Annotated in this window: 23 protein-coding genes and 1 pseudogene; 8 read left to right on the top strand and 16 right to left on the bottom strand. The window is 43.6% G+C overall.

The genetic code is table 11. The annotated features are described in order from the left end of the window. Window positions 1–25: 25 nt before the first annotated feature. Complete coding sequence (locus NYR53_RS17060) at window positions 26–1,180, bottom strand: Ger(x)C family spore germination protein (protein ID WP_261300467.1); 1,155 nt, start codon at window positions 1,178–1,180, stop codon at window positions 26–28. Between the two features lie 12 nt (window positions 1,181–1,192). Next, window positions 1,193–2,707: a spore germination protein gene (locus tag NYR53_RS17055; RefSeq protein WP_437180048.1), complete on the bottom strand. Its 1,515-nt coding sequence runs from the start codon at window positions 2,705–2,707 to the stop codon at window positions 1,193–1,195. Window positions 2,708–3,554: 847 nt separating this feature from the next. Between NYR53_RS17055 and ltrA the strand changes: the two genes are divergently transcribed. The 3 genes and pseudogenes from ltrA (at window position 3,555) to NYR53_RS17040 (ending at window position 6,741) form a co-directional block, all read left to right on the top strand. Beyond that, window positions 3,555–4,889, top strand: coding sequence for a group II intron reverse transcriptase/maturase (gene ltrA, locus NYR53_RS17050; protein ID WP_261300466.1), 1,335 nt, complete (start codon window positions 3,555–3,557; stop codon window positions 4,887–4,889). A gap of 100 nt (window positions 4,890–4,989) precedes the next feature. Continuing rightward, window positions 4,990–5,222, top strand: a pseudogene (locus tag NYR53_RS17045) (IS1595 family transposase); the annotation flags it as partial. Window positions 5,223–5,646: 424 nt separating this feature from the next. Next, window positions 5,647–6,741 carry a tyrosine-type recombinase/integrase gene (locus NYR53_RS17040; RefSeq protein ID WP_261300465.1) on the top strand — a complete coding sequence of 365 codons (1,095 nt, stop codon included), beginning with the start codon at window positions 5,647–5,649 and terminating at the stop codon, window positions 6,739–6,741. A 317-nt stretch (window positions 6,742–7,058) separates the two neighbouring features. Here the strand turns inward: NYR53_RS17040 and NYR53_RS17035 are convergent, their stop codons facing one another. The 10 genes from NYR53_RS17035 to NYR53_RS16990 all read right to left on the bottom strand — a co-directional run bounded on the left by NYR53_RS17035 (window position 7,059) and on the right by NYR53_RS16990 (window position 14,908). Then, on the bottom strand, window positions 7,059–8,033 hold the full coding sequence (locus NYR53_RS17035; RefSeq protein ID WP_261300464.1) for an NAD(P)-dependent alcohol dehydrogenase: 975 nt from the start codon (window positions 8,031–8,033) through the stop codon (window positions 7,059–7,061). After that, complete coding sequence (locus NYR53_RS17030) at window positions 8,030–8,692, bottom strand: DUF4386 domain-containing protein (protein WP_261300463.1); 663 nt, start codon at window positions 8,690–8,692, stop codon at window positions 8,030–8,032. Before NYR53_RS17030 ends, NYR53_RS17035 begins: the two co-directional genes overlap by 4 nt. Before the next feature lie 35 nt (window positions 8,693–8,727). Then, complete coding sequence (locus NYR53_RS17025) at window positions 8,728–9,633, bottom strand: NUDIX hydrolase (protein WP_261300462.1); 906 nt, start codon at window positions 9,631–9,633, stop codon at window positions 8,728–8,730. 348 nt (window positions 9,634–9,981) lie between these two features. Further along, window positions 9,982–10,200: a hypothetical protein gene (locus NYR53_RS17020; protein ID WP_261300461.1), complete on the bottom strand. Its 219-nt coding sequence runs from the start codon at window positions 10,198–10,200 to the stop codon at window positions 9,982–9,984. An 85-nt stretch (window positions 10,201–10,285) separates the two neighbouring features. Next, a complete protein-coding gene (locus NYR53_RS17015; protein ID WP_261306221.1) occupies window positions 10,286–11,761 on the bottom strand; it encodes a protein adenylyltransferase SelO in 1,476 nt (491 codons plus the stop codon). A gap of 221 nt (window positions 11,762–11,982) precedes the next feature. Beyond that, the gene (locus NYR53_RS17010; protein WP_261306220.1) at window positions 11,983–12,426 is read right to left on the bottom strand and encodes a DUF3888 domain-containing protein; all 444 of its coding nucleotides are present in this window, start codon (window positions 12,424–12,426) and stop codon (window positions 11,983–11,985) included. A 250-nt stretch (window positions 12,427–12,676) separates the two neighbouring features. Beyond that, complete coding sequence (locus tag NYR53_RS17005; RefSeq protein WP_261306219.1) at window positions 12,677–13,330, bottom strand: M48 family metallopeptidase; 654 nt, start codon at window positions 13,328–13,330, stop codon at window positions 12,677–12,679. 176 nt (window positions 13,331–13,506) lie between these two features. Beyond that, complete coding sequence (locus tag NYR53_RS17000) at window positions 13,507–14,043, bottom strand: NADPH-dependent FMN reductase (protein ID WP_261306218.1); 537 nt, start codon at window positions 14,041–14,043, stop codon at window positions 13,507–13,509. A 91-nt stretch (window positions 14,044–14,134) separates the two neighbouring features. Beyond that, window positions 14,135–14,536: an ester cyclase gene (locus NYR53_RS16995; protein WP_261306217.1), complete on the bottom strand. Its 402-nt coding sequence runs from the start codon at window positions 14,534–14,536 to the stop codon at window positions 14,135–14,137. Window positions 14,537–14,560: 24 nt separating this feature from the next. Further along, entirely contained in the window at window positions 14,561–14,908 is a 348-nt protein-coding gene (locus tag NYR53_RS16990; protein ID WP_261306216.1) for an ester cyclase, read from the bottom strand. Between the two features lie 248 nt (window positions 14,909–15,156). Here NYR53_RS16990 and NYR53_RS16985 point away from each other — a divergent pair, with 248 nt between their 5' ends. Together NYR53_RS16985 and NYR53_RS16980 are read left to right on the top strand one after the other, a co-directional pair. Further along, window positions 15,157–15,924 carry an ArsR/SmtB family transcription factor gene (locus NYR53_RS16985; protein ID WP_261306408.1) on the top strand — a complete coding sequence of 256 codons (768 nt, stop codon included), beginning with the start codon at window positions 15,157–15,159 and terminating at the stop codon, window positions 15,922–15,924. Window positions 15,925–16,171: 247 nt separating this feature from the next. Then, complete coding sequence (locus tag NYR53_RS16980; RefSeq protein WP_261306215.1) at window positions 16,172–16,324, top strand: hypothetical protein; 153 nt, start codon at window positions 16,172–16,174, stop codon at window positions 16,322–16,324. Between the two features lie 156 nt (window positions 16,325–16,480). Here the strand turns inward: NYR53_RS16980 and NYR53_RS16975 are convergent, their stop codons facing one another. After that, complete coding sequence (locus NYR53_RS16975; RefSeq protein WP_261306214.1) at window positions 16,481–16,717, bottom strand: hypothetical protein; 237 nt, start codon at window positions 16,715–16,717, stop codon at window positions 16,481–16,483. 94 nt (window positions 16,718–16,811) lie between these two features. Then, window positions 16,812–20,510, bottom strand: a complete 3,699-nt coding sequence (locus tag NYR53_RS16970) for an FIMAH domain-containing protein (RefSeq protein WP_261306213.1) — start codon at window positions 20,508–20,510, stop codon at window positions 16,812–16,814. A 510-nt stretch (window positions 20,511–21,020) separates the two neighbouring features. Between NYR53_RS16970 and NYR53_RS16965 the strand changes: the two genes are divergently transcribed. After that, a complete protein-coding gene (locus NYR53_RS16965; protein WP_261306212.1) occupies window positions 21,021–22,091 on the top strand; it encodes an SDR family oxidoreductase in 1,071 nt (356 codons plus the stop codon). Window positions 22,092–22,148: 57 nt separating this feature from the next. On the opposite strand, the gene NYR53_RS16960 is transcribed toward NYR53_RS16965, so the two are convergent. Further along, window positions 22,149–22,523, bottom strand: coding sequence for a winged helix-turn-helix transcriptional regulator (locus NYR53_RS16960; protein ID WP_261306211.1), 375 nt, complete (start codon window positions 22,521–22,523; stop codon window positions 22,149–22,151). A gap of 171 nt (window positions 22,524–22,694) precedes the next feature. Between NYR53_RS16960 and NYR53_RS16955 the strand changes: the two genes are divergently transcribed. Together NYR53_RS16955 and NYR53_RS16950 are read left to right on the top strand one after the other, a co-directional pair. After that, window positions 22,695–23,768, top strand: coding sequence for an LLM class flavin-dependent oxidoreductase (locus tag NYR53_RS16955; protein ID WP_261306210.1), 1,074 nt, complete (start codon window positions 22,695–22,697; stop codon window positions 23,766–23,768). A gap of 245 nt (window positions 23,769–24,013) precedes the next feature. Beyond that, a complete protein-coding gene (locus tag NYR53_RS16950; RefSeq protein ID WP_261306407.1) occupies window positions 24,014–24,403 on the top strand; it encodes a PaaI family thioesterase in 390 nt (129 codons plus the stop codon). Between the two features lie 150 nt (window positions 24,404–24,553). Here NYR53_RS16950 and NYR53_RS16945 read toward each other — a convergent pair whose 3' ends face one another. Continuing rightward, the gene (locus NYR53_RS16945; RefSeq protein ID WP_261306209.1) at window positions 24,554–26,260 is read right to left on the bottom strand and encodes an ABC transporter substrate-binding protein; all 1,707 of its coding nucleotides are present in this window, start codon (window positions 26,258–26,260) and stop codon (window positions 24,554–24,556) included. Between the last annotated feature and the right edge of the window lie 86 nt (window positions 26,261–26,346).

The following is a 26,346-nucleotide window of genomic DNA, read 5'->3' as shown; positions in this document are numbered from 1 at the left end:
TGACGATATTCGGTCCCCACCTTAATTAGGGAATGCCCATAAATGAGGTAGTCGTTTGGCCCGGGTCCTTGCATTGAAGATCAACCTCGACTGAAACAGACAGTTCAGCGAAAATCTTATTCCACTCTTGTTTCAATGCCTTCCACTTATGTGGATGTTGTTCGTGAACGCTTTGACCAAACCCGAAAATATCCGTATTATACTGCTTTTGTACTTTTTCGATGAGCTGCTGTATCGATTTCTGAGTTGTTTGACTGAGCTTATCTTGGATGATTCGCAGATCCTTTCGCTTAGTTGGATCGAGATTCGAACTATTTTCGACAAGTAATCCCTTTCCTGTGAGACGAACTTCAATTTGTATTTGATCTTTGACCTTTTTCGATCGGATTTGCCGATCTAATGATTGCAATTGTAAACTGACGATTCCATTTCCTTCGGGGACGAAAGCGGTGACGGTAAACCCGTTTAACCGGTCCAGTATCCAATTGGCGTAATAGGATTTTTTCGTATCTAAGAATCCCACCAATTTCATGCCATCGTCTTTGTTAAACACGGCAGTTCCCGCATATGTATACTTTTTTAAAGACGTTGAGCTGACAGCCGGCAATAAGGGATGTATGCCTTGACTCAAAGCATCCGATAAAAACTTTCGGTAAAAATAGGGTTTTAGGCCTAAAGAAGCTTGTTCATTAACCAGCGCCGTCGCTGTATAAGGATCAAAAATAGGCTCCAATGAAAGGAGGTCTTTCCCTAAACCGTCTTTTACAACATAGATCGTTGAACGAAGCTCCGATTGAGGATTACGAATAAACATGTCGAGAAAGTTGCCCACTCCATGCTCGGCCATTCGCTGTCCGATGAGAATCGTCTGGCGATGACCGTAAAACAAAGCTCGGGAAATCTGAGTCTGCAAGTTTTGTCCTGCATCCATAATGTTCTTTCCGGCTGCGGACACGACGCGGAAGCTTTTTTTATTTTCACCGCCGCCGCCAGAATCTTGTCCCCCAATAACCGAGGGAATCGCGATTTGTGAACTAATTTCAAACTGTCCGTCATTCGTTAGATCTAACGCTACACCGGTAATGAATGCGAGCTGATTCGGTTCCTGAAAGTCCCAACAACCGGTTAAACACAATATCGTAAGGAGCAATGCAAAGTAAAGTTTCCACGCTTTTTTCATTGAAGATCCGCCTCATTTTTTAGGTTCATCTTGCGCAGCGAGCTTAAGAGGCCAGCGAATCAGTACGTCCTTAAGCCTTCGAGGGACAAGCGGTGCCAGCGGGGTAAGAAAAGGGGTCCCGAATGAATTTAAATGAATCAGGTGAATGAGAATAGCGATGATCCCAACTGCCAATCCAAATAATCCGAATGTTCCGGTAAGCAACAATAAAGGAAATCTTAATATCCGAAGGGGAAAACCTGCCCGATACCGCGGAATGACAAACGATGCGATTCCAGCAGCCGATACGACTATGACAATAGGCGCAGAGATGATTCCGGCGCGCACAGCAGCCTCACCGATGACTAATGCCCCAGCTAAGGTCACAAGCGGACCAATCTGTTGGGGTAGACGGATACCAGCTTCTCGTAAGCCTTCAAACATGAGCTCCATCAAGAAGACTTCAATCACCGTCGGAAATGGCGACTTTTCCCGCAGGGCGGTAATGGTAATCATCAGTTTTGGAGGAACCATCTCCGGATTAAAATTGGTTAGAGCAATATAAATAGAAGGGAAAATAACCGAAAAGAGGATAAATAGATAGCGAATCCATCGACTGAAGTTTACGAACAAAATTCTTTCATAATAATCGTCAGGTGCCTGCAATCCTCCCCAGAACGTAATCGGGGCTACAAGCACAAATGGAGATCCGTTGGTTATGATTGCAAGTTTCCCTTCAAGCAATCCAGCTGCGACCACGTCCGGCCGCTCCGTGATCCCAATTTGCGAAAAAGGCGAATAGTTATGGTCTTCAATGAGTTCTTCGATATACCCGGATTCAAGAATTCCATCGATCTGTATTCGGTTTAAACGATCTCGAATTCCATTTATTACAGTCTCGGAAGCGATTCCTTCAATATAAGAGATGACGACATCGGTCTTCGTCAAGCTTCCGATTTGTAAGGATTCCATCTTTAGCTTTGGCGTTGACAAAATCCTGCGCAGCAATGTGGTATTCGTCCGTAGATGCTCGGTAAAGCTTTCTCTGGAGCCCCGAAGGGTAATCTCTCCGGAAGATTCTTGTATGCTTCGTGTTTCAAACTCTGCCACATCCGCAAGAAGGGCAATGTCATCCCCATCGGCCAATATAGCTATATTTCCTTTTAAAATATGTTCGGCTATATCTTGAAAACAGGAAACTTTTTTGGTGTGGAGAATAGAAAAGACCTCTTGATCAAACATCTGGGCGACATTGTCGATTGGCCCGAGGCCTTGGGGCATACCACTGTACATTAATGGTTTTAGAACGTTTGACATCATGACCTCGGCATTGATCATGCCGTCAACGTAAACAAATAACATCTTGGTGCGGCACTGAATTGTTATTTCACGAAACACAATATCCGAACAATTTTGAAATATATGTTTTAAAATTTGCTCATTCTCTATGATGCTATTGCTCAAATTTTGTTTTGGAATTTCGATGGATAAGGTATTATCATTTTGAAGTCTGTTTTTCCATAGATTAGATTTTTTAGAATCATTCATTTTTGAATCCGTCCTTCTTATTGAAACTTTTATGTAGAATACCCAATATTTTCATATTTAATTCAGGTTCATCACGAGACAAAAATTTAAAATGGGGTGGAGATTCATAGGGGAAAACCAATAAGTTGCAAATTTGGGCACACGGATCAAGTGGCAACCTCAATTCGCAAAGAGCAGGATAATTAATAATGCCTCACGAATTCTTCGTAAATAAGACAGTTTGCGATCTATTTTAGGAGGTCATCATTGAACTATAGCGCAAGAGCTGCATTGAAGCAGCTCTATTTTTGTTTCATCATTAAAGTAACGGGCAGTGCGCGCCTAGCCAAGCTAGGCACAACTTACTGATGCAAGTTCAGTCGGGGTAAGGTCCAAGCCGCCCCGTAGCTAGCAGGCAGACGTCGGCGAAATCCGGCGGCTGAAGCCCTGTGAAAAGTCGCGCCTCGCGCGATGAAGCAAATCTGCAGGCCGTAATGAAAATGAATCCTACCGCATCGTGAAACTGAACCCGGGAGGGATAAGAGGGAGCCGAGCCACGACTGCCCCGGCGAAGGCCATGGAACGCGCAAAGATCTTGGAATGCAGCGCAAAAGAACCCTCCGGTGTAAAGGGATCGGCATGCAGAGACAGTTGTGTTTGGAACTAGGGAGACCCTCCCCCGCACGAAGTTTTTTTTTTCGTAACAAGCAAACCTATAAGCCCCAAAGGTGAAATGGCGAGCTGCGGGAAGGGAGTCGGAGGGGGCCATACTACCAATGATCCGGCGGACAACATAACCCCGGGGAGGGAAGGGCGCCGAAAGGCAATACCCCACTTCGTTTACGGGATATCAAGGAGGTAAGAGCAAGTGAATGCCGAATACACGGCTAACGCCACCAATGAAAACGCTCGACAACTCCAAAATACCCTCTATCTTGCGGCTAAGGAGAACCCAAAGCGTAAGTTTCATGCGCTGTACGACAAAGTATTCCGGAAAGATATCCTGCAAGAAGCATGGAGAAGAGTGAAAACCAATCGTGGAAGTGCCGGCATCGATGGACAATCAATCGAATTCATCGTCCGAGAGATTGGCGAAGAATCCTTCATCGAAGAGATCAGGCAACAGCTAATGAATGGGGAATACCGACCTTCTCCGGTCAAACGGAAAGAGATTCCGAAGCCGGACGGAAAGGCACGTCCCTTGGGTATTCCAACAGTCCGTGACCGGACTGTTCAGATGGCAACCAAACTGGTGATCGAAGGTATATTCGAATCAGATTTTAAAGATTGCTCTTACGGATTTCGCCCCAAACGGTCGGCTCACCACGCTATAAAGAGCATCCGGGAAAGCATCAATTGGGGCGTCATCAACTGGGTGGTCGACGTAGATATAACAGGCTACTTCGATAATATCTCCCACAGCAAGCTGATGAAACTGGTCGAAGAACGCATCTGCGACAGGCGCATTCTAAAGTTAATTAGACAGTGGCTTGAAGCAGGCGTTATGAAGGATGGCGTATGGCACAAAACGGAGATCGGTAGCCCACAAGGCGGTGTAATATCTCCTCTTCTCGCCAACATTTATCTCAACTACCTCGATACGATATGGGAGAAACAATTCTCTCATCTGGGCAAGCTAGTAAGGTATGCAGACGATCTTGTCATTCTATGCCGGTACAAACCGCAGGCACTCGAAGCTATTCATGTACTCAAGGCTATCTTCGGAAAACTAGAGTTGACCATGAACACATCCAAATCAAAGTTAGTATGTCTATGGAAGAATCAGGATGGGTTTGACTTTCTTGGCTTTCACCATAGGAAGATGCCGCATCTCCATAAAAAGGGGGTTATGTATAGACTTCGAAGCTTTCCATCGAAGAAAGCGATGAAGAAGATGCGTACTCGTTTGAACGAAGAAACGGCATCCCGAGGACGGTTAAACTGGCCGTTAAAGCAAATGGTTGGGCTACTGAATCCTATGATCCAAGGGTGGCGTAACTTCTACGCTCATCTGGATGTAGATCGAAGTATGGCAAACCGTTTCCTTGCGAAAGTGGACTGGTACATCCTGAGGAGATTGAGACTGTTCTGGAATAACAAACATAGGAAGCGCAAGCGGAATTGGTCAGAAATGCATATTCTGCTTCAACGTACAGGACTGAAAACATTATGCACTTGGGTAAAACCGTACTGCCCTGGATGAAGAACGTCGGAAAGCCGTATGCGGGAAAACTGCATGTACGGTTTGATGAGGAGGGGCTGGGATCTCCAGCCCTTTACTCTACTATCTGTGGTAAAATTGAGGTAATGATCACATTCAACATGTCAATTCGTTTCATTCGCGACTGAAAGAATGGATGGACAGGTTTCATGGTGTCGCGACAAAGTATATCGATAACTTAACTACATGTTTTGGTTCCGCTTCTTGGAACTCCACAAGAAGCTCGACCATACGGATAAACAGAAGAAAATGCTGCTGGATACATGTAAACGGGCGAATTTTACCACCGTTCGGCAACTTAGAACAGCTGCTTAATCTATTGGAAGGGGTAAAAAAATGAAAAAGCATTTTACGCTTGTATTAACCGTAATTCTTATTTGTAGTTTAGGTTTTAATTTCTACCAATGTAAATACTTGAGTTAAGTAAATGTAACATAATTGAAATCTTAATTTCATGTGGCATTAATGAATCAATGGATGCGGGGACGTATCGATCGCGCTTCTGATCGATGCTGAAGAGAATGGCCAGGGGCAAGTTCTTGTCAAACCGACAGGGAAAATCGTAGTCAAGGATGCCCGAAACACAATTACAGACATATGTATAAAATACACTGTAATATTAATTTACAAGTTTCATTGACGAATCTATGATTCTACTATATTTTCATATAGTGTTACACATCATATGTGGACATCCGTTTTCGTTAAACGGAAATGTCCATTTTTTTGTAAAAAAAAGATGGGGGTGATGGAGGTAGTGGCCTCGTATTTTCATATATTCTGTCCTGAGGGAGTGAACAGTAAATACCGACTTATCGTATTTGATGATACTAAGGAGGCGTTCATTCCACTTACAGAGTATTATCATGACCAAGTCAACAGAATCAGTGAGAGCTCAGTAATTGCTTATTTAAATACTCTGGAACCATTCTTCTATTGGTTAAAGCACAAGAGTCATTACCAGGCCAAAAAGGTCCAATGGGATGACGATCCAGAGGCTGTTAAGGAAGCAGTTAGACAATATTTGATAGATCAGATGCATTGTAAAATCCGTGGTCGAGAGGGGCATGAGGGAATTTATTTAACAAGTAAAAGTTCCAAAACGGTACAACTCTTCTTAGCCGCAATTAAAGGATTTTATAAGACTATGATCCGTTTAAAAAAGTATTCACATGCCAATCCACTATTAGATATGGATTTCAAAGACAGTGTAACAGAGCAGCCAGGGGAAAGATCAAACAGACCAAGGATGCCTCAAGCAGCCGGTACCGAGGAACCTCTATCTTTTAGAAAGCAAACGGATTCATACTTCAAGGTCATCAATGAGGAGTGGGTACCTGAGATCATTGGCGATTGGGACCTACCCTATCGCATTTATCAAGCAGGGGATACCAATGGTTGGCGATTACTTGACGAAGTAATCACTCGGTTTATGTTTGAAACGGGCGCAAGAATATCAGAGATACTAGAACTAACTGCTGGTGATTACCGAAAACGATCAGACCTACATGAATTAGCTGCAACCAATAAAGGCAGCTATAAGCGTAGAATCAAGTTCATTCGTATATCCCCCGAGACGTTAAAGCTGTTAATTAAGTACGTGAACTCGGAGAGACGTCATTCCGCGAATGTACAGGTAAAGTTCAATGACTTGCCTGACTCCGAACCGTTATTTATATCTTCAAGAGGTACTCCATATAGCTACTCAGCATTCTATTCGAATTGGAGCAAAATCACTAAATATGCAGGGATCAAACTAAATCCGCATAAAGCAAGACATTGGTCTCAATGTTGCGTGGGATTTATGAACAGTCGGATACAGCCGCCCAAATAGAAGACAAGAAGAATCATAAAAAAACGAAGCTCACGAAAAATGTGCGCTTCGTTAGAAATTCACTCTATATAATGTATGACACCATATAAAAACAACTGATACATAAAAGGATTTAATGATTATAGTACATATGTATAAAATACGGGTTTTGTGAATATGTATTGCTACAAGGATCAATCACATCACTTAAATGATGAATGATGAAATTGGTCTGCCCTTGCGTGCTTTTAGCATAAAGAACGTTCATTATCCTCAATGCGGTCGATTGCTGTTTTCAATGCCCTTACAGCATCATCTTGACCCGAGCCATTTCTTGTTTAATGTTCCATACGAATGACGACTTTTCCTTTTGGGTGTCCTTCTCCAAGATACTGGAGGGCTTCAGCAACCTCGATTAACGGATAACTTCTATCTATCACAGGTACAACTTTACCAGCCTCAAAAAGCTCCTTCATAACAATTTGATCATTTTGGTTTGGTTTGTGCATAAGGATACCCATTTTCTTACTTCCGATCATTGAGATCCAAGGTCCTAGGAGCATCACTTGAAAGATTCGGGCTATGGAGCCACCGACCATGACATAAGTACCCTTGGGACTTAATGCACGCTTGTAATCATAAATCGATCGATACCCCGCAACATCAAGGATCAGGTCGTAACGCTGTCCATTTTGAGTGAAATCTTCTTGCATGTAATCAATTACCTGATCTTCACCAATCGATTGCAGCATATCCAATTTCCTTGCGCGATCCACCCCTATCACTTCAGCCCCAAATAACTTGGCAATCTGTACCGCAAATGTCCCCACACCTCCACCTGCGCCATTAATTAAAACCTTCTGTCCTTTCTGAATCTGCCCTTTATCTCGAAGTCCCTGCAAGGCGAGGACTGCCGTTTGAGGTATGGCCGCTGCTTCCTCGAATGTCATACTGGCTGGTTTCAGCGTTAATGCATTTTCACTAGCGCATACAAACTCCGCAAATCCTCCCCAACCACAACCGGAAATGTCCCCGAATACCTCATCACCTGGAAGAAACTGCTTTACGTCTCTACCAACCGCTTCAACCCGCCCTGCTATGTCAGCTCCAAGTATGTTGTATTTTGGTTTTAGAAGCCCCCCATCAAGGCGGACCAAGAACGGTGTACCTCTTAGGAGATCCCAGTCCCATGAATTTATGGATGCAGCATGTACTTTTATTAGTACCTCATTGTCCTTGGGAATAGGTTTTTCTACCTCATTAAGTTGAAGAGCGTCAGTAGTTCCATATTTTGTGTATACTATTGCCTTCATGAAGTTTTCTCCTTAAATCCTTTAACGATCAGCCATAGCGGTAGTAATATTTCAAATAAGGCTCCTGGAAGAAATAAAAGCATTCCTGCACTATAGCCGAAAATCTCTAACAAGGCGCTCGTTAATAACGATGCGTATCCAATAAATCCAAGGACTGATAGTAAACGTGGAATGAGTTTAGATTGATAAAATAAATAACAAAACAACAAGCTATAGAGACCAAGAACGAGCATTGCTAACTGAAAGGCCAATAATTTCCCTTTTATTGCTAACGTGCCTATAGTTTGAAAATAGGAAGCATCCGGGGCTCCTGTTTCTATATACTCCTTACTTAATGATATTAATAATAAAGGGATGATTGCCCCAACTATAAGGATTATAGCCTCAATAACCCTGAAAGAGACGTAACCCAGCGCTAAAGTTTCATTATGTTTTTTTAAGATTGGAAACAGTGTGATTGCAATGCCAACAACTGCAGCCGAATTAATGAACTCAAGGAGCATTCCTTCGATCACTTTGGTTCTATTTGGATAAACATGAATAAGATAATCTGGGTTATTTAGAACAGATTCTATAAGTCCATTACCTAGTATATAAGCAGCTGTTGCAGCGAGAAATAATACGCCCGCAATTCTTGCCGTTTTTTTGTTTGAATTCATTTTTAACCTCCAACTTCGTTATATGTGTTCTTGCTTTACAAATACCGCCATTTCGGATTGAACCTGAACAGCTTAGCCGGCCGATGCCCTGCATCCTTTGTAAATTGATTGGTTTCCATAACCATATCCGCAATTTTTCTTCTAAATGCAGCAGAAAGCAGCTCTTTTCCCAAAGTAACCTCATAAACCTGTTGAAGCTCCGACAATGTAAAAAGTTCCGGCATCAGATTGAAAGCTATATCTGTGTACTCAATCTTATTCCTAAGTCTCTCAACGGCGTATTGGATCATTTCCGCATGATCAAATGCAATTCCATTCGAAACCATTATCTCTCTTTCTACCATAATTACTTTTCCAGCATACTTTTCAATAACTTTTATCACAGCCTCAAGAGTGTCCTTATCGTTTGAAAGAGCAATTTTTATCACTTTTTCAAAGACAAAGTTCTTCTCTATTATCGTCTTCTTCTCTTCAAGCACACTGTACTTAACGTTGAACCACCTTGCATCATCCGCATCATCCCCTGCCTTCACCTCAAGTGATCTGCCATCAACAAGTGCCATGTACGAACAGCTTATAACTCGTGTACGAGGATCCCGATTTACATCTCCCCATGTATATAGCTGTTCCATATAAACATCATCAATATTAGTCTCGGTTTTTAACTCCCGCAAGGCAGCCTCATCCATACTTTCGTCCTTTGTTACAAAGCCTCCGGGTAAAGCCCATTGTCCTATATAAGGATGAACCCCCCTTTTTACCATGAGCAGTTTCAGTGACTTTTCCGGTAGCTTTCTATAGTTTTCTTTTTCTTCATCAACCACACTGAAAATTAACATATCTACTGTAACGGACGGTCTTTCGTAAATACTGGCATCATAACCCTGTAAAAACTCTATTTCTGTAAGTCCCTGCTTATCTCTAAGTTGCTCTTTGTCCATGTAGATCACCTATTCGTTGATTTTGAAATGATGTTACAAACATTTTGTTATTATCAAGTTGTTATTATCATTAAATCCTTATTTCCACTAATTGTCAAGAGTCTTTCAGAAGTTCATGATTTCATAACAATTATTATGTAAACAAATATTTGCGAATTTCCTAGAAAACTATTTGTTAAGAACAAATAGCGCGCTTACAGCGAGAGCTCTGCGTGCTGAAGCTCGCCGACAGAGTCTGAGAAGCCGAAAATCGACTTCTCAGCAGGTCATCCTGCGCGTTCGTTCTGAGTAAGCGCGGAAAACGCGCTTATTCAGGAGCACCCCAACAATTAAGCGCGTTTTCTGCGCTTACAGCGAGAGCTCTGCGAGCCGAAGCTCGCCGACAGAGTCTGAGAAGCCGAAAATCGACTTCTCAGCAGACCATCCTGCACTTATCCAGAAGCGCCCCAACAAATAAGCGCGTTTACCGCGCTTACAGCGATCTCTGCGAGCCGAAGCTCGTCGACAGAGTCTTAGAAGTCGAAAATCGACTTCTAAGCATCCTGCGTATTCGTTCTGATATATCACTTATCCACAAATTGGCATCTTGCATAATTTCCTATACAAAAAAAATAACCTGAAAGTCAGGTTATTTTTTAAAATTTCTTCTATATTAAGTACCGCAAAAGGTTCGGTAAGGCTGGGTTGATAACGTAGGCCGTGTAAAATCAGCCTGTTCGGAGGAGTGTGCGAAGGGATTCGAAAGAACACCAAGAAGCCGCTCCATTACGCTATAGTCTCCTTGATTTACCGCAGTTTCTAGTGCTTCTTCTACCCGGTGGTTACGGGGGATTACCGCAGGATTGCTGCTACGCATCAACTGATGTGAAGAAGCTTTTGTTTCCTCCTGCCTGCTTAGTCTCGCTTGCCACGACTCTTGCCACTGAGCAAACTCCGTGGAGCTAAAAAGGTCCGTGTCTTCCAGTTTATCAAAAGTTAATGCGCGAAAAGTATTGGTATAGTCCGCACTATATTTCTCCATCATGGTGAGCAGGTCTTTAATAAGAGATTCATCCTGCTGTTCGCCATTAAAGATTCCGAGCTTTGCCCTCATTCCCGAGAACCAATTGCGATGATACAGCTCGGAAAAATTTGCAATCGCGTTCTCAGCCAATTTGACTGCTTGCTCTTCGTTCTCATGCAGCAGCGGCAGTAGAGTTTCAGCAAATCTGGCGAGATTCCACGCGGCAATATAGGGCTGGTTACCGTAGGCATAGCGTCCCTGTCTGTCAATGGAACTGAATACCGTTGCCGGATCGTAGGCATCCATGAAGGCGCAAGGACCATAGTCAATGGTTTCTCCACTGATCGCCATGTTATCGGTGTTCATTACTCCGTGAATAAAGCCAACGAGCTGCCATTTGGAAATGAGACTAGCCTGACGCTTGATCACTTCCTGAAGTAGGACAAGATAGCGGTTCTCATCAGCAACATCCACTTCTTGAAAGTGTCTTTGCAATGTGTAATCAGCCAGGGCTAGAAGGTCTTCTTTGGTGCCAAGTTTCGCAGCATACTGAAAGGTACCGACGCGCAAATGACTGGCAGCTACGCGGGTAAGAATTGCTCCAGGCTGTTCAGTTTCACGGATGATGGACTCACCGGTTGTTACCACCGCTAGGCTGCGGGTTGTTGGAATACCAAGCGCATACATGGCTTCGCTGATGATGTATTCACGCAGCATCGGGCCAAGTGCAGCCCGACCATCTCCCCCGCGGGAGTATGGCGTCCTGCCTGAACCTTTAAGATGAATATCAACCCGTGTGCCTTGGGGAGTGATCTGTTCGCCAAGAAGCAGAGCCCGGCCATCCCCTAAACGGTTAAAATGTCCAAATTGATGCCCCGCATAGGCTTGGGCCAGAGGCATAGCGCCTTCAGGAATCTGGTTACCAGCAAGCGCCGCTGCCCCTGCATTGCTTTGCAGTGATTGTACGGATAATCCCAAGGATGTTGCCAACTGATCATTAAGAATGGCTACCTCCGGTGAGCGCACAGGAGCTGGATGAAGTCTGGTAAAAAGAGATTCCGGCAGACGAGCATAACTGTTGTCGAAGTTCCATCCTGTTTCTAACATTGTACTTTTCTCAGTCATCGTATCTCCTTATTATTAGCTTTTTGTTATATTATCTCAGTTCAGTTCTACGCTATCAACTGCAACGTTTTCATTGCTCTAGTTATTATGTCCCATAGCTGTCTAATCACGCCTTCCATCGCTAGACCAATCCCTCAATTTATTTGAAATTATTAAATCATATTAATTATTAATAACATTAAGTGTAATCCATATTACCAATTCGATAGTCCAGTAAAATGTTAATTTAAGAGGTCTTTATAATTAGGTGGAAAGTCCTTTTCGTTGGGCCCCTTCAAATGTTCAAATTTTACGAGTTTTACATCTTCTCCGGAATTCACTTCAAACGTAAAGAGATCGGCGCCAACAGGAATATGAGGTCCAACAGTAGGAGTTGCTTCAAGTGTAATCTGAAATTCAAAGCCTCGAAACCCATTTAATCGTTCAACATGTTTGACATCAATATAATACGGGTACAGATCTGGTGCACTTTTTAAATCCTTGGCATACACGTCAGATAGTTTGTTATTCATATATGGTAATAAAAACAGCACAACCATATCTTGAAACTTCAATTCCGTAGAATCTTTTTCGGGCATTTTATTGGCTGCATCAGCCCAAGAAATTTGCCATGTTACTAGAGATGCAATGATTAGAACAAAAACAATGAACCATTTGTTTTTCATGGATGCCCACCCCCTCTGTTAAACTACATAGATAAGTTTTCCAAAAGGAATGATGTTCATCACTTGAATCTGTTCTTTATCATCAATAAAGCAGCTCGTCGCGGCGCCTGCTTCATTATCCTTTTCTATTAGTTAACGCTCCTCATTATTCGTTTTTGCTTTACACTCCTCTGAAATGCTTAAAATAGAGAAAAATCAACCAATCCACTAGACCGGCTGACTTTTCCTGTTATTATTGAGTTCTCGTTTCTCAAAGCGTCATAGCATGCCCATACCTTGCCAAATACGCTTCCTTTTCTTTATAATCCGGCATAATGCTTCCTACACGTCTCCAAAATGATCGATCATGATTCATATGAAGGAGATGACATAGTTCATGGATGATGACATAATCAATAACTTCTATTGGAGCCATGGCTAATCGATAGTTAAAGGTTATTTTTTTATCCGAGCTGCAGCTTCCCCATTTGGTTTTGGACTCATCTACCTCAATCGTTTTGGGTTTTACTTTTAGCACGGTTTGATAAATTTTGATTCTTTCCCCAATTATCTTCTTGCAGCTTGAGAAATAGAACTTTTTAAGATTCAATTTCAATTCTTCTTCATTTAACTCATTCGTCTCGATTAATTCATGGAGAAAAACATATTTCCCAAGATGAAGGAACTTGCCTTTATCCTGATACTCTCTTGTCTTCGGGATTTCTCGAGCCTTCGCAATGAGTTGCAATTTTCCCAAGATCGTTTTCCCATGTTGTTTCACTGCACTCATAACCATTTCCTTACTTGTATCATTAGGAGCTTTTAAAGTTATGAAACCCATGGAATCGATGTGAATCGAGATCTTTTTTCGAATTCCATATTGAACATTAAATTCTATCGTATTATTTTCAAATTCTATTTTCATAATCATCATCGTTCCTATAAGGTTATTTATAAATCGTATAAAAGTATCAAATCACTAATCTGTTTATTTTGCAAATCAAAAAAACGCTTGATCCCTGAGTTAAGGGGCCATGCGTTTCTCAAATGGTGACAGTTCAGTTCTCATTTATCCGTAGTAGCAGGATTCTTGTTCTGAACCTATTGGCGTAGGGTTTGAAGTGCTCCACTCCATGCGATCACTTGATCCAGCATAAGTGTGATATTCCCAAGATGTAATTCTGCTGGCTTAAATGTGCTATAATTCTCAAAATCGGTAAATATCGATAAAGTCGGATGTGCTTTTACGTCAGCAACTAGTAATTCTCCTAATATGCCTCTCAAATGTTCAGCCGCTCGCGCTCCGCCAGTTGATCCATAACTAACGATACCTGCTGCTTTGTTATTCCATTCCACACGAGCTAAATCGAGTGCATTTTTCAAAGCACCAGTAATGCTGTGATTGTATTCTGGCGTAACAAATACAAAACCATCCAGGCTATTCAATTTTTCAGTCCAATTTTTGATTTGTTCTTCGCTACCCGGTTCACCAAAAAAGGGCAATTTGTAATCTGCGATATCCACGATTTCATAGCTTGCATCTCCGCGTTTATCTGCAATGTCTTTGACCCAATTCCCCACTTGTGGACTCATCCGGCCCGGTCTAGTACTTCCCAATATGATTCCAATTTTCAACATATAAGATCCTCCTCGATATAAATTCCTATTTTGAGTGTATGATTTGATTTTACAAGTATTCTTATGGGGAAAATTCACTACATCCAAGGTATTAGTTCGCTTTTATTTGACGCCACATGGTCATCATATCGATCCAACCTCGGTGTTCGGCTATCATACCATCTACGACGCGATATTGACGGTACAGTGTGACATCTATAGAATTACCCGTAGGTGCGATTCCAAAAAACACTCCTTTATGCGTACCTTTCACAACCATTCGTACGAGTACTTTCTCCCCTTGCGCTATGATCTCTTCCACTGTGTATTGTTTATCAGGAAATGCCTCCAGTATTTTTCCAGCAAATTGTTTCAGACCTTCTTTTGATTGATAAGAGAGCTCTTGATAATCGGTTGACAAAAATTGTTCTGTACAATCCATATCACTTTGATTCCAAAAAGCCTCGATAAACGCTGATACCGTCTCCATATTTTTCTCTTCAATCGTTATCACAATAAAACATCTCCTTTGTTTTGGTTAATTGGCTTTCATTTGGGGCAAAAGTGTCGCTGTATCGAACCAACCACGATGTTCAACAATCTGGCCATCAACTAAACGAAATTCACGAAACTGTGTTGCCTTAACGGAATTTCCCGTAGGTAAATTTCCAGCAAACGTACCTTTATGCGTTCCAGTCATAAAAATTCTTGCTATTACCTTCTCACCTTGGGCTATGACCTCTTCTACTGCGTAGTGTTTATCAGGGAATGCCTCCCCTATTTGACTAGAAAAAAATTGATCCGTATCATCCAACTCATTTTGATTCGCAAAAGCCTCAATAAACGCAGTTACCGTTTCAATATTTTTCTGTTCAATCGTTTTCATAATAAAAAACATCTCCTTTTTTGTGTATTTCGTATAAGGACTCTGCTGCAGCAATTAAGTATTGGCGAAAGAATTATGTTGCTAAAACTAGTTGAGTTAGATGGGTCTATTTGCCGCCGGCTGACAAACAAACTTGTTTGTGCTAATATGTGACTATACTGTCACCTTTATAATACGTTACCATTAGGTCACATGTCAAGAACAAAAAAGCATGCTTGTAAGGATACTTTTGAAAGGAGGCGTTCCAAATAGATAACGATATATTCAAGGCACTTGCTGACCCTAGCCGCCGTACACTCCTAGACCTGCTTCACACAGCTGATGGGCGAACGTTGAACGATCTTTGTACCCCTTTGCAAATGTCAAGATTCGGTGTAATGAAGCATCTTAATATTCTCGAGGAAGCTAACCTCATTACCACCAGAAAAGTTGGCAGAGAAAAGCTTCATTATCTAAATTCAGTACCTATACGGCAAATTTACGACCGATGGGTGAGCAAATACGCCGAACCTTGGGCTATCGAATTAACATCTCTTAAAAACGAATTGGAGCGTGAAATGAATATGGAGAACAAGCCACGGCATGTAAACCGTATTGCCATTAAAGCAACACCCGAACAAGTTTGGCGAGCCCTTACTGATCCAGCTAAGACATCAAAGTTTTGGTACAATTGCTCCATCCGATCCAACTGGGAAATCGGCTCCTCTTTCGAACTATGGAACCCTGAGGAGAAAAAACTTGCAAATGGGATCATTCTCGAAATGGCACCTCCGCATAAGCTGGTTATGAGTTGGCAGTTCCCCGCGTTTCCAGACACAGCCTCTGAGAGCCCGTCACGTATTACGTGGGAAATCGATGCTCATACCGAATTAGCCGGCGTTACCCTTGTAACAGTCGTACATGATGAATTTGAACAGGCGATAAACACCGCAAAAATTCTTGAAATGGGTTTGCCAATTGTTCTTTCGGGAATGAAGACATTGCTTGAAACCGGGTCAGCACTCACTAATGACTAAATAAGAACATGAGAAAACGACGCTTTCTGTATTGAAGCGTCGTTTTTCCCTGTCCTTTTGCATACCACAAGATTGGACAATAGAAGCTGTCTATTTGTTCATCTTATCTAGTACGACATACAAGATCATAAATCGGAATCCATAATCATGTATGCTCATTTGAAGTTGGATAGGAGCGTCAAGTAGTACCTACTCGAATAAATGGCTTGATCTTGGAAATTCTAATTCAATGAAAGGAGGTTCAAACATGGTTGAGTATACAAATATTCAAGACAATTCCGAAGAAATAATGAAGTGTATTGTGAACTGCGACACCAACACGGATCAAGATCAGAAAAAGATTGATAAAAACCTTTTGAACAGCATCCCGGACGAAGAAGAATATATAGATGAACCTTAAATGACCGTACGAAATACATACTTCCATTGGAAATTTCCAATGGAATCGACTCTAAAGGTCTGAAATTCGTACTTTGATTGGATTAACTCCAATGTAATTGACTTCTGAGCTGAGAAATCCCGACTTCCACTGGAGTTAATCCAATGGAAGTCGGTTTCAGATTCGAAATTTGGGTAAATCCCGCCTCACTTCGCGCCTCTCTTCTATCCCGACCATACGAATGTAGCTGCCGCTCCTGTAGGAAGATCCGAATGCATAACACTCCGGGTTAAAGGAGATTGCCCCTGTCTTCTGATCGATCTGCAAGAAGCCGCGACAGTTGTGAATCTTGGATTCCCAGGCTCCCACCGATGTGCGGTTCGATTTATGCGGAGAAAATGAAATCGATTTCAATGGAATATTTCAACACGAGCCCCCTTGATCATAAAAAACATCCGGCCTTCAATGATGGCCGGATGCTTTTGCAGTTACAATACGTTATTGTTCTTTACTTTGTGGACCAAACCTCGATCAACGCGTTAACATCAGCCGTGAGAATGGACTTTACGGTTTCGGAGATGTTATCCGTCATCGACTTATTATTCAGATGACTGAGGAAATCCTGCATATGTTTGGCCGCTTTGTCTTTGTCACCTTTGCTCAATTGATGTTTTGCCTGATCCAGGCTGTTGCGTAATTGGTTAACCAGCGGTCCCTTCAATTCACCGGCTTTGACAGAACGGTCAATCAAGTTGGACATTCCTTCGATGGTGGCAGCAATCGTGAAGTGGACAAGTTCATCCGTCTTATTGCCGGCCTGATCCGTGATGACGATCTTCAGCGTATGCATCCCAAGCTTGCCGGCCATATCAACGGAAGCGCCATTATCCAAACGCTTTCCGTCCAGAGTGAGTTCTTGGCTTGCAATGCCTGATAGTCCATCGTTCGCATTCAAGAGCAGCGCTATCAAAAGGTCGTCGGAGAAAACAGCACCTTCTACAAGCGGTTCCCCGTTTGCCTTCAGCACAAAGATCGGCTTCGTTTTGTCAATCTGGACACTTAGCTCCTTCGTTTGCTCGATGTTGCCCGCAGCGTCAGCAGAACGGAACTGCAAACGATACAAGCCGTCATTCTTGAAGGCGATTGGCCCGATATAAGTTTGCCATTCCGTGTCATCCCCAAGTTTGTATTCCGTTTTCGCAACAGCGGAGAGATCGTCATGTGCTGTCAGTGCAACGGCTCCATCCGTGTTTAGCCAGCCGTTTTGCAGCGCCGGTTCGATCCCTGCTTCCGTTTTAGGCGGAGTCACATCTTGTGGATCTACCACTAAGGCTGGTGCTGATATCATAAACTTGCGGGAGTTCGGGTCCGTTCCTTTTGACCTTATAGTGACTTTGGACACATCAGTTATGCTGCTTGGTAAAGTATAGCTAGTTGCGCCTGCCGGTAAGTCAGCAAGTACCGCTGTGCCATTATAAACTGTATATCCTTCATTCAAGTCATTGGAGTCCCACTTCAAAATATTAGCTGAACTGTTAGTTTCAATACTAAGATTCTGTGGAGGACGTGGCGCATTAAACACTTGAACCTGTGTAAGGCGTGGAGGCCCTGTTAGATCCGTGCCAGAATTGCCGCCGGATGCGTTCTCTACCATTACCTTGATATATCTGGAATGATAGGTATTACCAAGGTTAATTGGATAGGAGCCATCTTCCGAATCAATTCCCCCATTGTTGTTGCCTGTTGCATACGTAAAACTTTGGGCTGTCTGTCTTTCTACTTGTTTAAATGTCATTGCGTCAAATTCAGCAGCCGATGTATGGTTTCCAGAATCATCAGATACATAAACGGTTGCACCTTTTAACCTCGTAGATTTGGCAAACAATCGTATTTGGCTAAAATCCATGACCTGACCAAGGTCTATGACGAAGCTGCCTTTTCTCTCTCCATCGGTGCCCAGCCACGAATAGTTTCCTATTTGATCCAGACTGCTAACGTTGGAAACATTCCATTTTGTCGGATCTTCCAATACACCATTTGTCAGTTTGTTTGCATTGCCGAATTCGTTAGCCGTAGCAGATTGAATCTGAAGCGGGTTGGCTCCAGCTGTCGGGCCTACGTTATACGCTTTTTTATTAAGCGCAAGGTTAACCGATGACAACCCTGCAGCCACCTTGCTGATAGTGATATCGGCTAGCTGAAGCGAAGCATCATAGGCAGAGTTGGTTCCGTTAGCGGAGCTGCGGTAAATGCCCCATTTTGGACGCAAATATTGATCAAAAGCAGCTGGATACTCCGTCTCGAAGCCGCCGATTCTCTCCGGTCGTCTCCATATATCCTTCGTACCGTCGCTCGCACCTTTGATTGTAAACACCTGATAAACATCCGGACTATCATAATTGTATACTTTACCGGTTACCTTGTCCGTTATTTTGATTGTGAACCAGCCGCTATCCGAAATAAGCGCTTTAAGCTCAACCTTAATCCAGTGGCCATCGATTTCTTTTAACGGAATTCGCATCATGGTCTTATCGCCGTCATATCGGTTATGATTCACGACAAGATCCCTGCTGTTCGTTCCCGAAATCGACATCGCCATGATATAAGCACCGTTTTCACCGCCGTTATTTCCGCCCGGTAATGTATCAGGTGCTTGGCGATTCACAGCCTTCAATTGAAAGATATGTCTGAAATTTGACTGATTCCATTGGTTGCCGTCCGGAATATTCCAGAGCCATTCATAGGAAACCAAGTCGCCTTCATAGGCTACAAAATCACCGCTTGAATCTTCGCTGGGGCGAATTTCAATTCTCTGCCTGTCCGTAACAGCCGCTCCGTCAACCACATAGCCTAAATTTCGGTCAAAAACACCTTTGTGTCCATACTCGCCATCGCGAACCTTATCAAGGAATTCATTATTCAAACCTCTGCCGTGCGCAATAACCTTAAACACATTTCTTTGTAAGGAACTGTCCCAAATGCTCACAATATGGTCGTCGGCTGCAGTCGCCTTAGGTTGATCACCATAAAATTCGTGGTAAGCGTCTCGTATTCTTTTGGTCACGCCTTCAACCGGTTCGTCCGTCCCCATGGCTCCGCCCAAAATGTTATAAGGAGATACGCCTTCAATTGCGTTCATCTTGATCGTCTTGTCATTCACGCCATAACCGCGTGCTGTTACGTCCAATGCATATATGGATGGGTTGCCGCTGTTAAAATGAAATGTGAATTCATTTGTGCCGAGTGGCAGTTTGGCCAGATATGGAAGTGTGAAAGTAACTGTGCTACCAGTTACAGAGTAATCGATATTAGGATGAAGTGTAGTATCGCCTTTGGTAATACTCATTAGCGCCTGTCCGCTAGCAAGATTTATAGTTGTAGATTTAGGTACGACCTGATCCCATGTACTGTAGGTATCCTTTGCCGGTACAAGTGCGATTGCGTTAGCAACCGAATCTTTGCCGTATATCGCCAAAGCGGATATCCCCATCATCGAACTGGTAACATTCGCGCGCTTATCGCTGGGACCAACCAGTAGCGTGTTGATCATCACATACCGAGCAGTAAACGGATATAGGAATGTCTTTGTGTCATAGCCCCATTGTTGTCCGTTGTAGGTGACATAAGACCATAAACCTTCCGTTTCCGTACCGCCAGCCAGCGTCCAGCCGTTAGCCTTCCAGTTGTAATTGTTCGCTGTGTCAGAGGCTGTGGGAGCACTTGCCCAAGAATTGGGGTCATTGGTGTAATAAACCTCAAATCTTGTGGCATTACTTTGGATATTTGCAATTGTATTGGGTATTTCGAGGTACAGTTTATCTATTGTTTTTAGAGCACCTAAGTCGAGGGATAATGCCAATGAGGATGGCGAGTAGTTACTCTTATAGATATTAGAGCTTGAATTGCGCCAATAGCCGCTGCCTCCCGATCGTAAAGCATCAACGCCCGGATGATCAGAAGCTTCTGAACTTACCTTGAGATTTACGCCTGCTTGTGCTGTAAAACGAGACGGGTCCAACAGGTTGACTGAACCCGTTGCTGTAGGAGTATAAACAGCATCCGTTACCGAAGCGTCGAGCAAGTTGGGAACTGGTGTGTTTGCGTGAACCGTTGATGCTGGATGATCGGACAGGTTAATAAACGAAAATGCAAGTGCGAATGAAAGAGCTGAGCTTACTATCTTTTTTTGAACTTGTTGCTTAAACATCTGAAAGCCTCCTTTATTTTCGTACTAGTAAACATGACGCGCCTATTGTTCGGCGGTGAGGGAAGGGCTGCTGAGCTTCGACTCGTCGTGCTCTTGCTGAAAGCGCGGTTTCCGCGCTTATTTGTTCGGCCCCGCCGGATTAAGCGCGTTTTTTCCCTTAATGCACCCCTCTTTCCACATTTTCGCGATGCTAGTAAACGCTTTCAATTACCATCATAATGAATTGATAAGATTTCTGTATTAGTTAATTTATGATACACATGGAATTTTTTACGATCTTACAAGCGCTGATCTCGTTCGCAGCTAACAGAGCAAAAATGCTCAACCGCCCCGATATTCTGTCATCCTACAATTACTAATTGTTCGCCTGATCCAACTTGATTTTTTATGATACCACTCCCTTATATGACTTCCAGGTAACTATATGACCTCAAAGTGCGTACTTTTCATTCCACACTTCAAAGTGCACAATTGATGGTGTAACCACCACAAAGTAGGAGAGGATATTTTATGAATACAAAAGAAGCCACGCCACGCAAAACCGCGCTTGTTGTTGGAGCTAACGGTGTTATTGGAAGAAATCTTATTAACTATTTGGTGCAGCTCCACGACTGGGATATCATTGGTCTGTCACGACGGGGCGGGGAGTCCAACAATCGAGTCCGATATATCGCTGTCGATCTGCTTAATGAAAATGATATCCATGAGAAACTAGAAAGTCTTACGGAAGTTACCCACATCTTCTATGCTGCTTATCAAGACCGTCCTACCTGGGCCGAATTGGTTCCCCCAAACTTAGCCATGCTCGTCAACATCGTCAATGCGATGGAGCCAATCTCTCCAAGTCTCCAGCATATCAGTCTCATGCAGGGCTACAAAGTATATGGCGCGCACCTCGGTCCCTTCAAAACACCAGCCCGTGAAACAGATGCCTATCACATGCCGCCAGAGTTTAATGTCGACCAACAGCAATTCCTCGAAAATCGGCAGCAAGGGCGCAGCTGGACCTGGTCGGCCCTTCGCCCATCCGTCGTTTGTGGATTCGCTACGGGTAATCCAATGAACCTAGCGATGGTTATTGCAATCTATGCTTCCATGTCAAAGGAACTCGGGTTACCGCTCCGTTTTCCTGGTAAGCCAGGGGCCTACAACAGCCTGCTTGAGATGACAGACGCTGGATTATTGGCTAAGGCTACTGTCTGGGCAGCGACAGATGAACGCTGCGCGAATCAAGCGTTTAACATCACGAACGGAGATCTCTTCAGGTGGAACGAGCTTTGGCCAAAGATTGCCACGTATTTCGGGCTAGAGTCAGCACCTCCTCTGCAGATGTCCTTGGATGTAGTCATGGCCGACAAGGAGCCGTTATGGAATACTATGGTGAAGAAGCATGGGTTGGTGAATAACAGCTACCGTGACGTTTCCTCTTGGCGGTTCGGTGACTTTGTTTTTTCTTGGGATTATGACTTTTTTGCAGACGGCACGAAAGCACGACGTTTCGGTTTTCATGAGTTCATTGATACAGAAGCAATGTTCCTAAGTATCTTTGAGGATTTGCGGCAACGCAAGGTTATTCCATGACCAAACACAAGAAACCGGACTCTGAAATCCAGAGTCCGGTTTCTCTCTTATGAATGATCATGTTCCATTCTCGCCTGGTACCCTTTCTAAGATCTTGACATTATCACCGAAAACTCGCTCAACATGCCTATCTCCCCATCTGCACATGATATGAAGAAGTTCCTTCAAACTCCAGCCATACTCGGTCAGCTCATACTCGACTTTTGGTGGTACCTGGTTATATGAAATTCGGGTAACAACCCCATCCTCCTCGAGTTCTCGCAGCTGCTGGGTTAGCACTTTTTGTGTAACCGTTGGCATCAAGCTCATTAGCTCACCATTACGTTTCTTTCCGAACGTGAGATGGAATAAAATGACTGGCTTCCACTTGCCTCCGATCACTTCGAGCGTTACTTCCACTGCCGTATTATACGTTTTTCCCGGATCCAGCATAGGATTCGCATCGCCTCCCTGATCTTTACGATACCGTCTTGAGCTCGTACGTGCAAGTCTTACGTAGTGTATTATCGTTCTAAGTCTTCGTTACTCCCTCTCAATCTCTTACTAAAGTTGAGAAACCATAAATAAATGAGTTAATATAGATAATGAAGGAGGCGAAACATTATGTCCGATATAACAACCAACATAGAAATAGGAATTAGTACATTCTTAGAGACGACACCAGACCCAGTTACTGGAGAGGTCATCAGCCATGCCGAGCGGTTACGCAATGCGGTTGAGGAAATTGTATTGGCCGATCAGGTCGGGCTGGATGTCTATGGCATTGGAGAACACCATCGTGCCGATTACGCAGGCACATCGCCTGCTGTCGTACTGGCAGCCGCAGCTGCCATGACCAAGCGAATAAGGCTCACGAGTGCCGTAACCGTGCTGTCCTCAGACGATCCGGTTCGCGTGTATCAAGCTTTCTCTACCCTCGACGGCATCTCTAACGGCCGAGCCGAAATTATGGCGGGACGGGGTTCGTTCATTGAGTCTTTTCCGCTTTTCGGATATAGTCTAGATCATTATGACGAATTGTTCGATGAAAAGCTGGAACTGCTGCTTGCGATCAGATCTTCCGAAAAGGTAACTTGGCGCGGCGGTCATCGTCCCGCCATCCAAAACCTCGGTGTCTATCCTCGGTCCGTTCAGAGCCCACTTCCGGTATGGATCGCAAGCGGCGGGAATGCTCAATCCGCTGTTCGGGCAGGAATGCTGGGTCTACCGATTGTATTCGCCATTATCGGCGGAATGCCCGAGAGTTTTGCTCCCTTAGTAGCACTCTACAAAGAGGTTGCCATGAAAGCTGGGCACGATCCTGACAAGCTTTCAATTGCAACACACTCGCACGGATTCGTCGGAGAAACCACCGAACAAGCTGCCGATCTATTCTTCCCTTCTACTCAGGCTCAAATGAACGTTATCGGGCGTGAAAGGGGTTGGGGACACAATTACAACCGCAGTACTTTTGATGCTGCACGCAGCATTCGGGGCGCTCTTTATGTCGGCGATCCTGAATACGTCGCAGAAAAGATCATTCTCCTTCGTAAAAACTTGGGGATAACTCGTTTCTTCCTGCATGTAAATGTTGGCACAATGCCGCACCGGGAGGTCATGCGGTCTATCGAATTGCTCGGCACCAAGGTAGCACCAATTGTACGACAGGAGCTTGCCCGAAACGAGGCCAAGAAATAAGATGAGCTGTGGAGAGCCCCTCCCTCGTCCATTCTGACCGAAATTATGAGCCTATGTTTGAATTTTTGGACATAACATATATACAGCTACTACTTTTTATTTTCGTTGTCGATTGGTCCGAGTTGTTCGGTTGCTGACGAAAGGATTCGTAAAGTTTTCTAAACCGGCGGGAGGTTATCGTTATGATCGTATCCGAAGAAATTTATCAGTCCTACGGCATGGATAAAGATTCCTTTATTGCGTTTATGAAAGAAAGAAGTCAGAACACCGCTATCCGAGCACTAGGTATTGAAATTATGGAGCTAACTCCCGATCGCGTTGTGATGACGATGCCAGTCGGACCGGCAACTCACCAACCTGCGGGGATTTTACATGGCGGGGCTTCTGTCCTATTAGCTGAGACTGCCGCCTCTATCGCTTCTGAAATTAATATCAATAAAGAAAAACATGCAGCTGTAGGACTTGAAATTAACGCCAACCACCTCAAAAGTAAAAGAGATGGTATCGTCACAGCTGTTGCGACCCCATTGCACAAGGGCAGGAAAACAATGGTTTGGGAAATTAAAATTTCCGATGAGAATCACCATCTCATATGTATTTCTCGCTGTACGGTCGCAATCATTGACAAAAAATGATTTTGCATAATAAAATGAATTAGCTGTCCCAACAATGATAAATACATTTGGGGGCAGCTTTTACATGGATACGATCAACAGATAAAGAACCTTCAACCCTATCATAGGTTTGAAGGTTCTTCATAAACTCTTATTATCCGACACAATTACTTATTTTTTATACACTTTGTCGTAAGCATCCTGATAGATTTTGATGAATTGATCCATGCCGGAGTCTTTCAGGCCCTTCAAGTAAGCATCCCAGTCTTTGTCGATGCTCTTGGCTCCCATGATAAACTGCAGCATGGACTGTTTGACGTAATCTGTAATGATCGGTTTCAACTGCTTCACTTGATTCGCCTGTTCGCTCGTCAAGAATATATCTGTCGGAAACTCTTCTTTCGGTTGATGTCCTTCGTACAATTCTTTTGTTGCTTTATATAAACGAGTTTCCAAGCCATCCATGGTATAAATGTCTTGACTGGCTGCATACGAAGTTTCGCGATACTCGGCTGAACGAAGGTTCGGTCCCATTTGATTCCAATGGTCGTTCTGCACTTGACCTACCCCGTAAGATGTTTCTTTCACCTTGAACTTAGCTGCGGTTCCACGTGTGTTTTTATCGGACGGTTCCGCCTTCACCCAATTGCGGCCTTCTTCCCCAAAGTTGGACATTGTTGTGCCCTCTTCTGAGTATAGATAATCCGCAAGACGAATAGCTGCTTCCGGATTCTTATTTTTATTCGTCACAGCAAACACCGAGTTTCCAATACCGATGTAATGTGCTGTGAACGAGGCTCCATCCGGTCCCGTAAGCGGCGCGATCGGATCATAGTCTTTGTGGCGTGTTGCCTTTGGCGACGCATCCGTGAATTCGCCGAACCAGCCTGCTGGAATAGCACCGGCAATCGCCGCATCAGGACTATTCCCTTTTTGGGTGAGCGCATCCGATTTTTGTGTAAATGCTTCCTTATCAATCAAGCCTTCCGTATACAGTTTGTTCAAAAATTGCAAACCTTTTTTGAAGCCTGGTTGGTCGACCGATGTTGCCAGTTTGCCGCCGTTCATCATGAAATAGTTGTTATCCGCATTGTAATAGACGAACGCGTTCATTACGAACGTCTCAACATCCGTGTGCCAACCAGTCGGAGAACCGGTGAACGCAATTTCATCAGCCTTACCGTTTCCATTCGGATCTTTTTCTTTAAATGCTTTCAACATGTTATAGAAATCGTCAGTCGTCTTCGGCGCGGTCAGACCGAGCTTTTGCAACCATTTCGTGTTCACCCACATTTTGGCTGAAAACTGGCAGTGATAGCATTCATTTACGGAAGGGATCGCATAAATATTTCCATCCGGTGCAGTGATAGCCTTCTCCAAATACGAAATGTCTTTAAACGCCTTCTTAATGTTCGGTGCGTATTGATCGATTAACTTGTTTAACGGGATCAATACGCCTTGTTGACCGTACAGCAGCTGCTCTTCTTTTGTTAGATTCCCTTGCATGAAAATATCGGGATAGTCGCCGCTGGCGAGCAACAGCTGCTTTTTCTCATTCAACGCCGCTGATTCACCCGGAACAAGCTGCCAGTTCAAATGAATATTCGTCTTATCTTCCAAATACTTGGTAAACCAATTTGTATTCAAATCTGCAATATTAGCCGATTGCGGCGCGAAAGCACTCATCGTAATTTTATTTTTGGCGATAGGAAAGCCTGTAGCATTAACATTCGCTCCCCCGACTGCGCTTCCAGCCCCATTAGGGCTTGCGCTATCCTTCGGCTCATCGCTTTTGGACGTACAGCCGATTACAAGCGAAGTGATGAATAAAATCAAGGCCACCGATTGCCATGTTTTTCTAGTTCCTCTACTTACCATATTCAAAACCCTCCTTGTTTTTAATAGCCAATTAATCCTCGGGGGCAAACCTGATCTGTTCGTGCCTCGCATCCCTCCTTTAATAG

The organism is Paenibacillus andongensis (genome assembly GCF_025369935.1).
Lineage (GTDB): Bacteria > Bacillota > Bacilli > Paenibacillales > NBRC-103111 > Paenibacillus_E > Paenibacillus_E andongensis.
The sequence above is the reverse complement of the archived record's forward strand: the minus strand, read 5'-3'. Positions and strand labels throughout refer to the sequence as shown.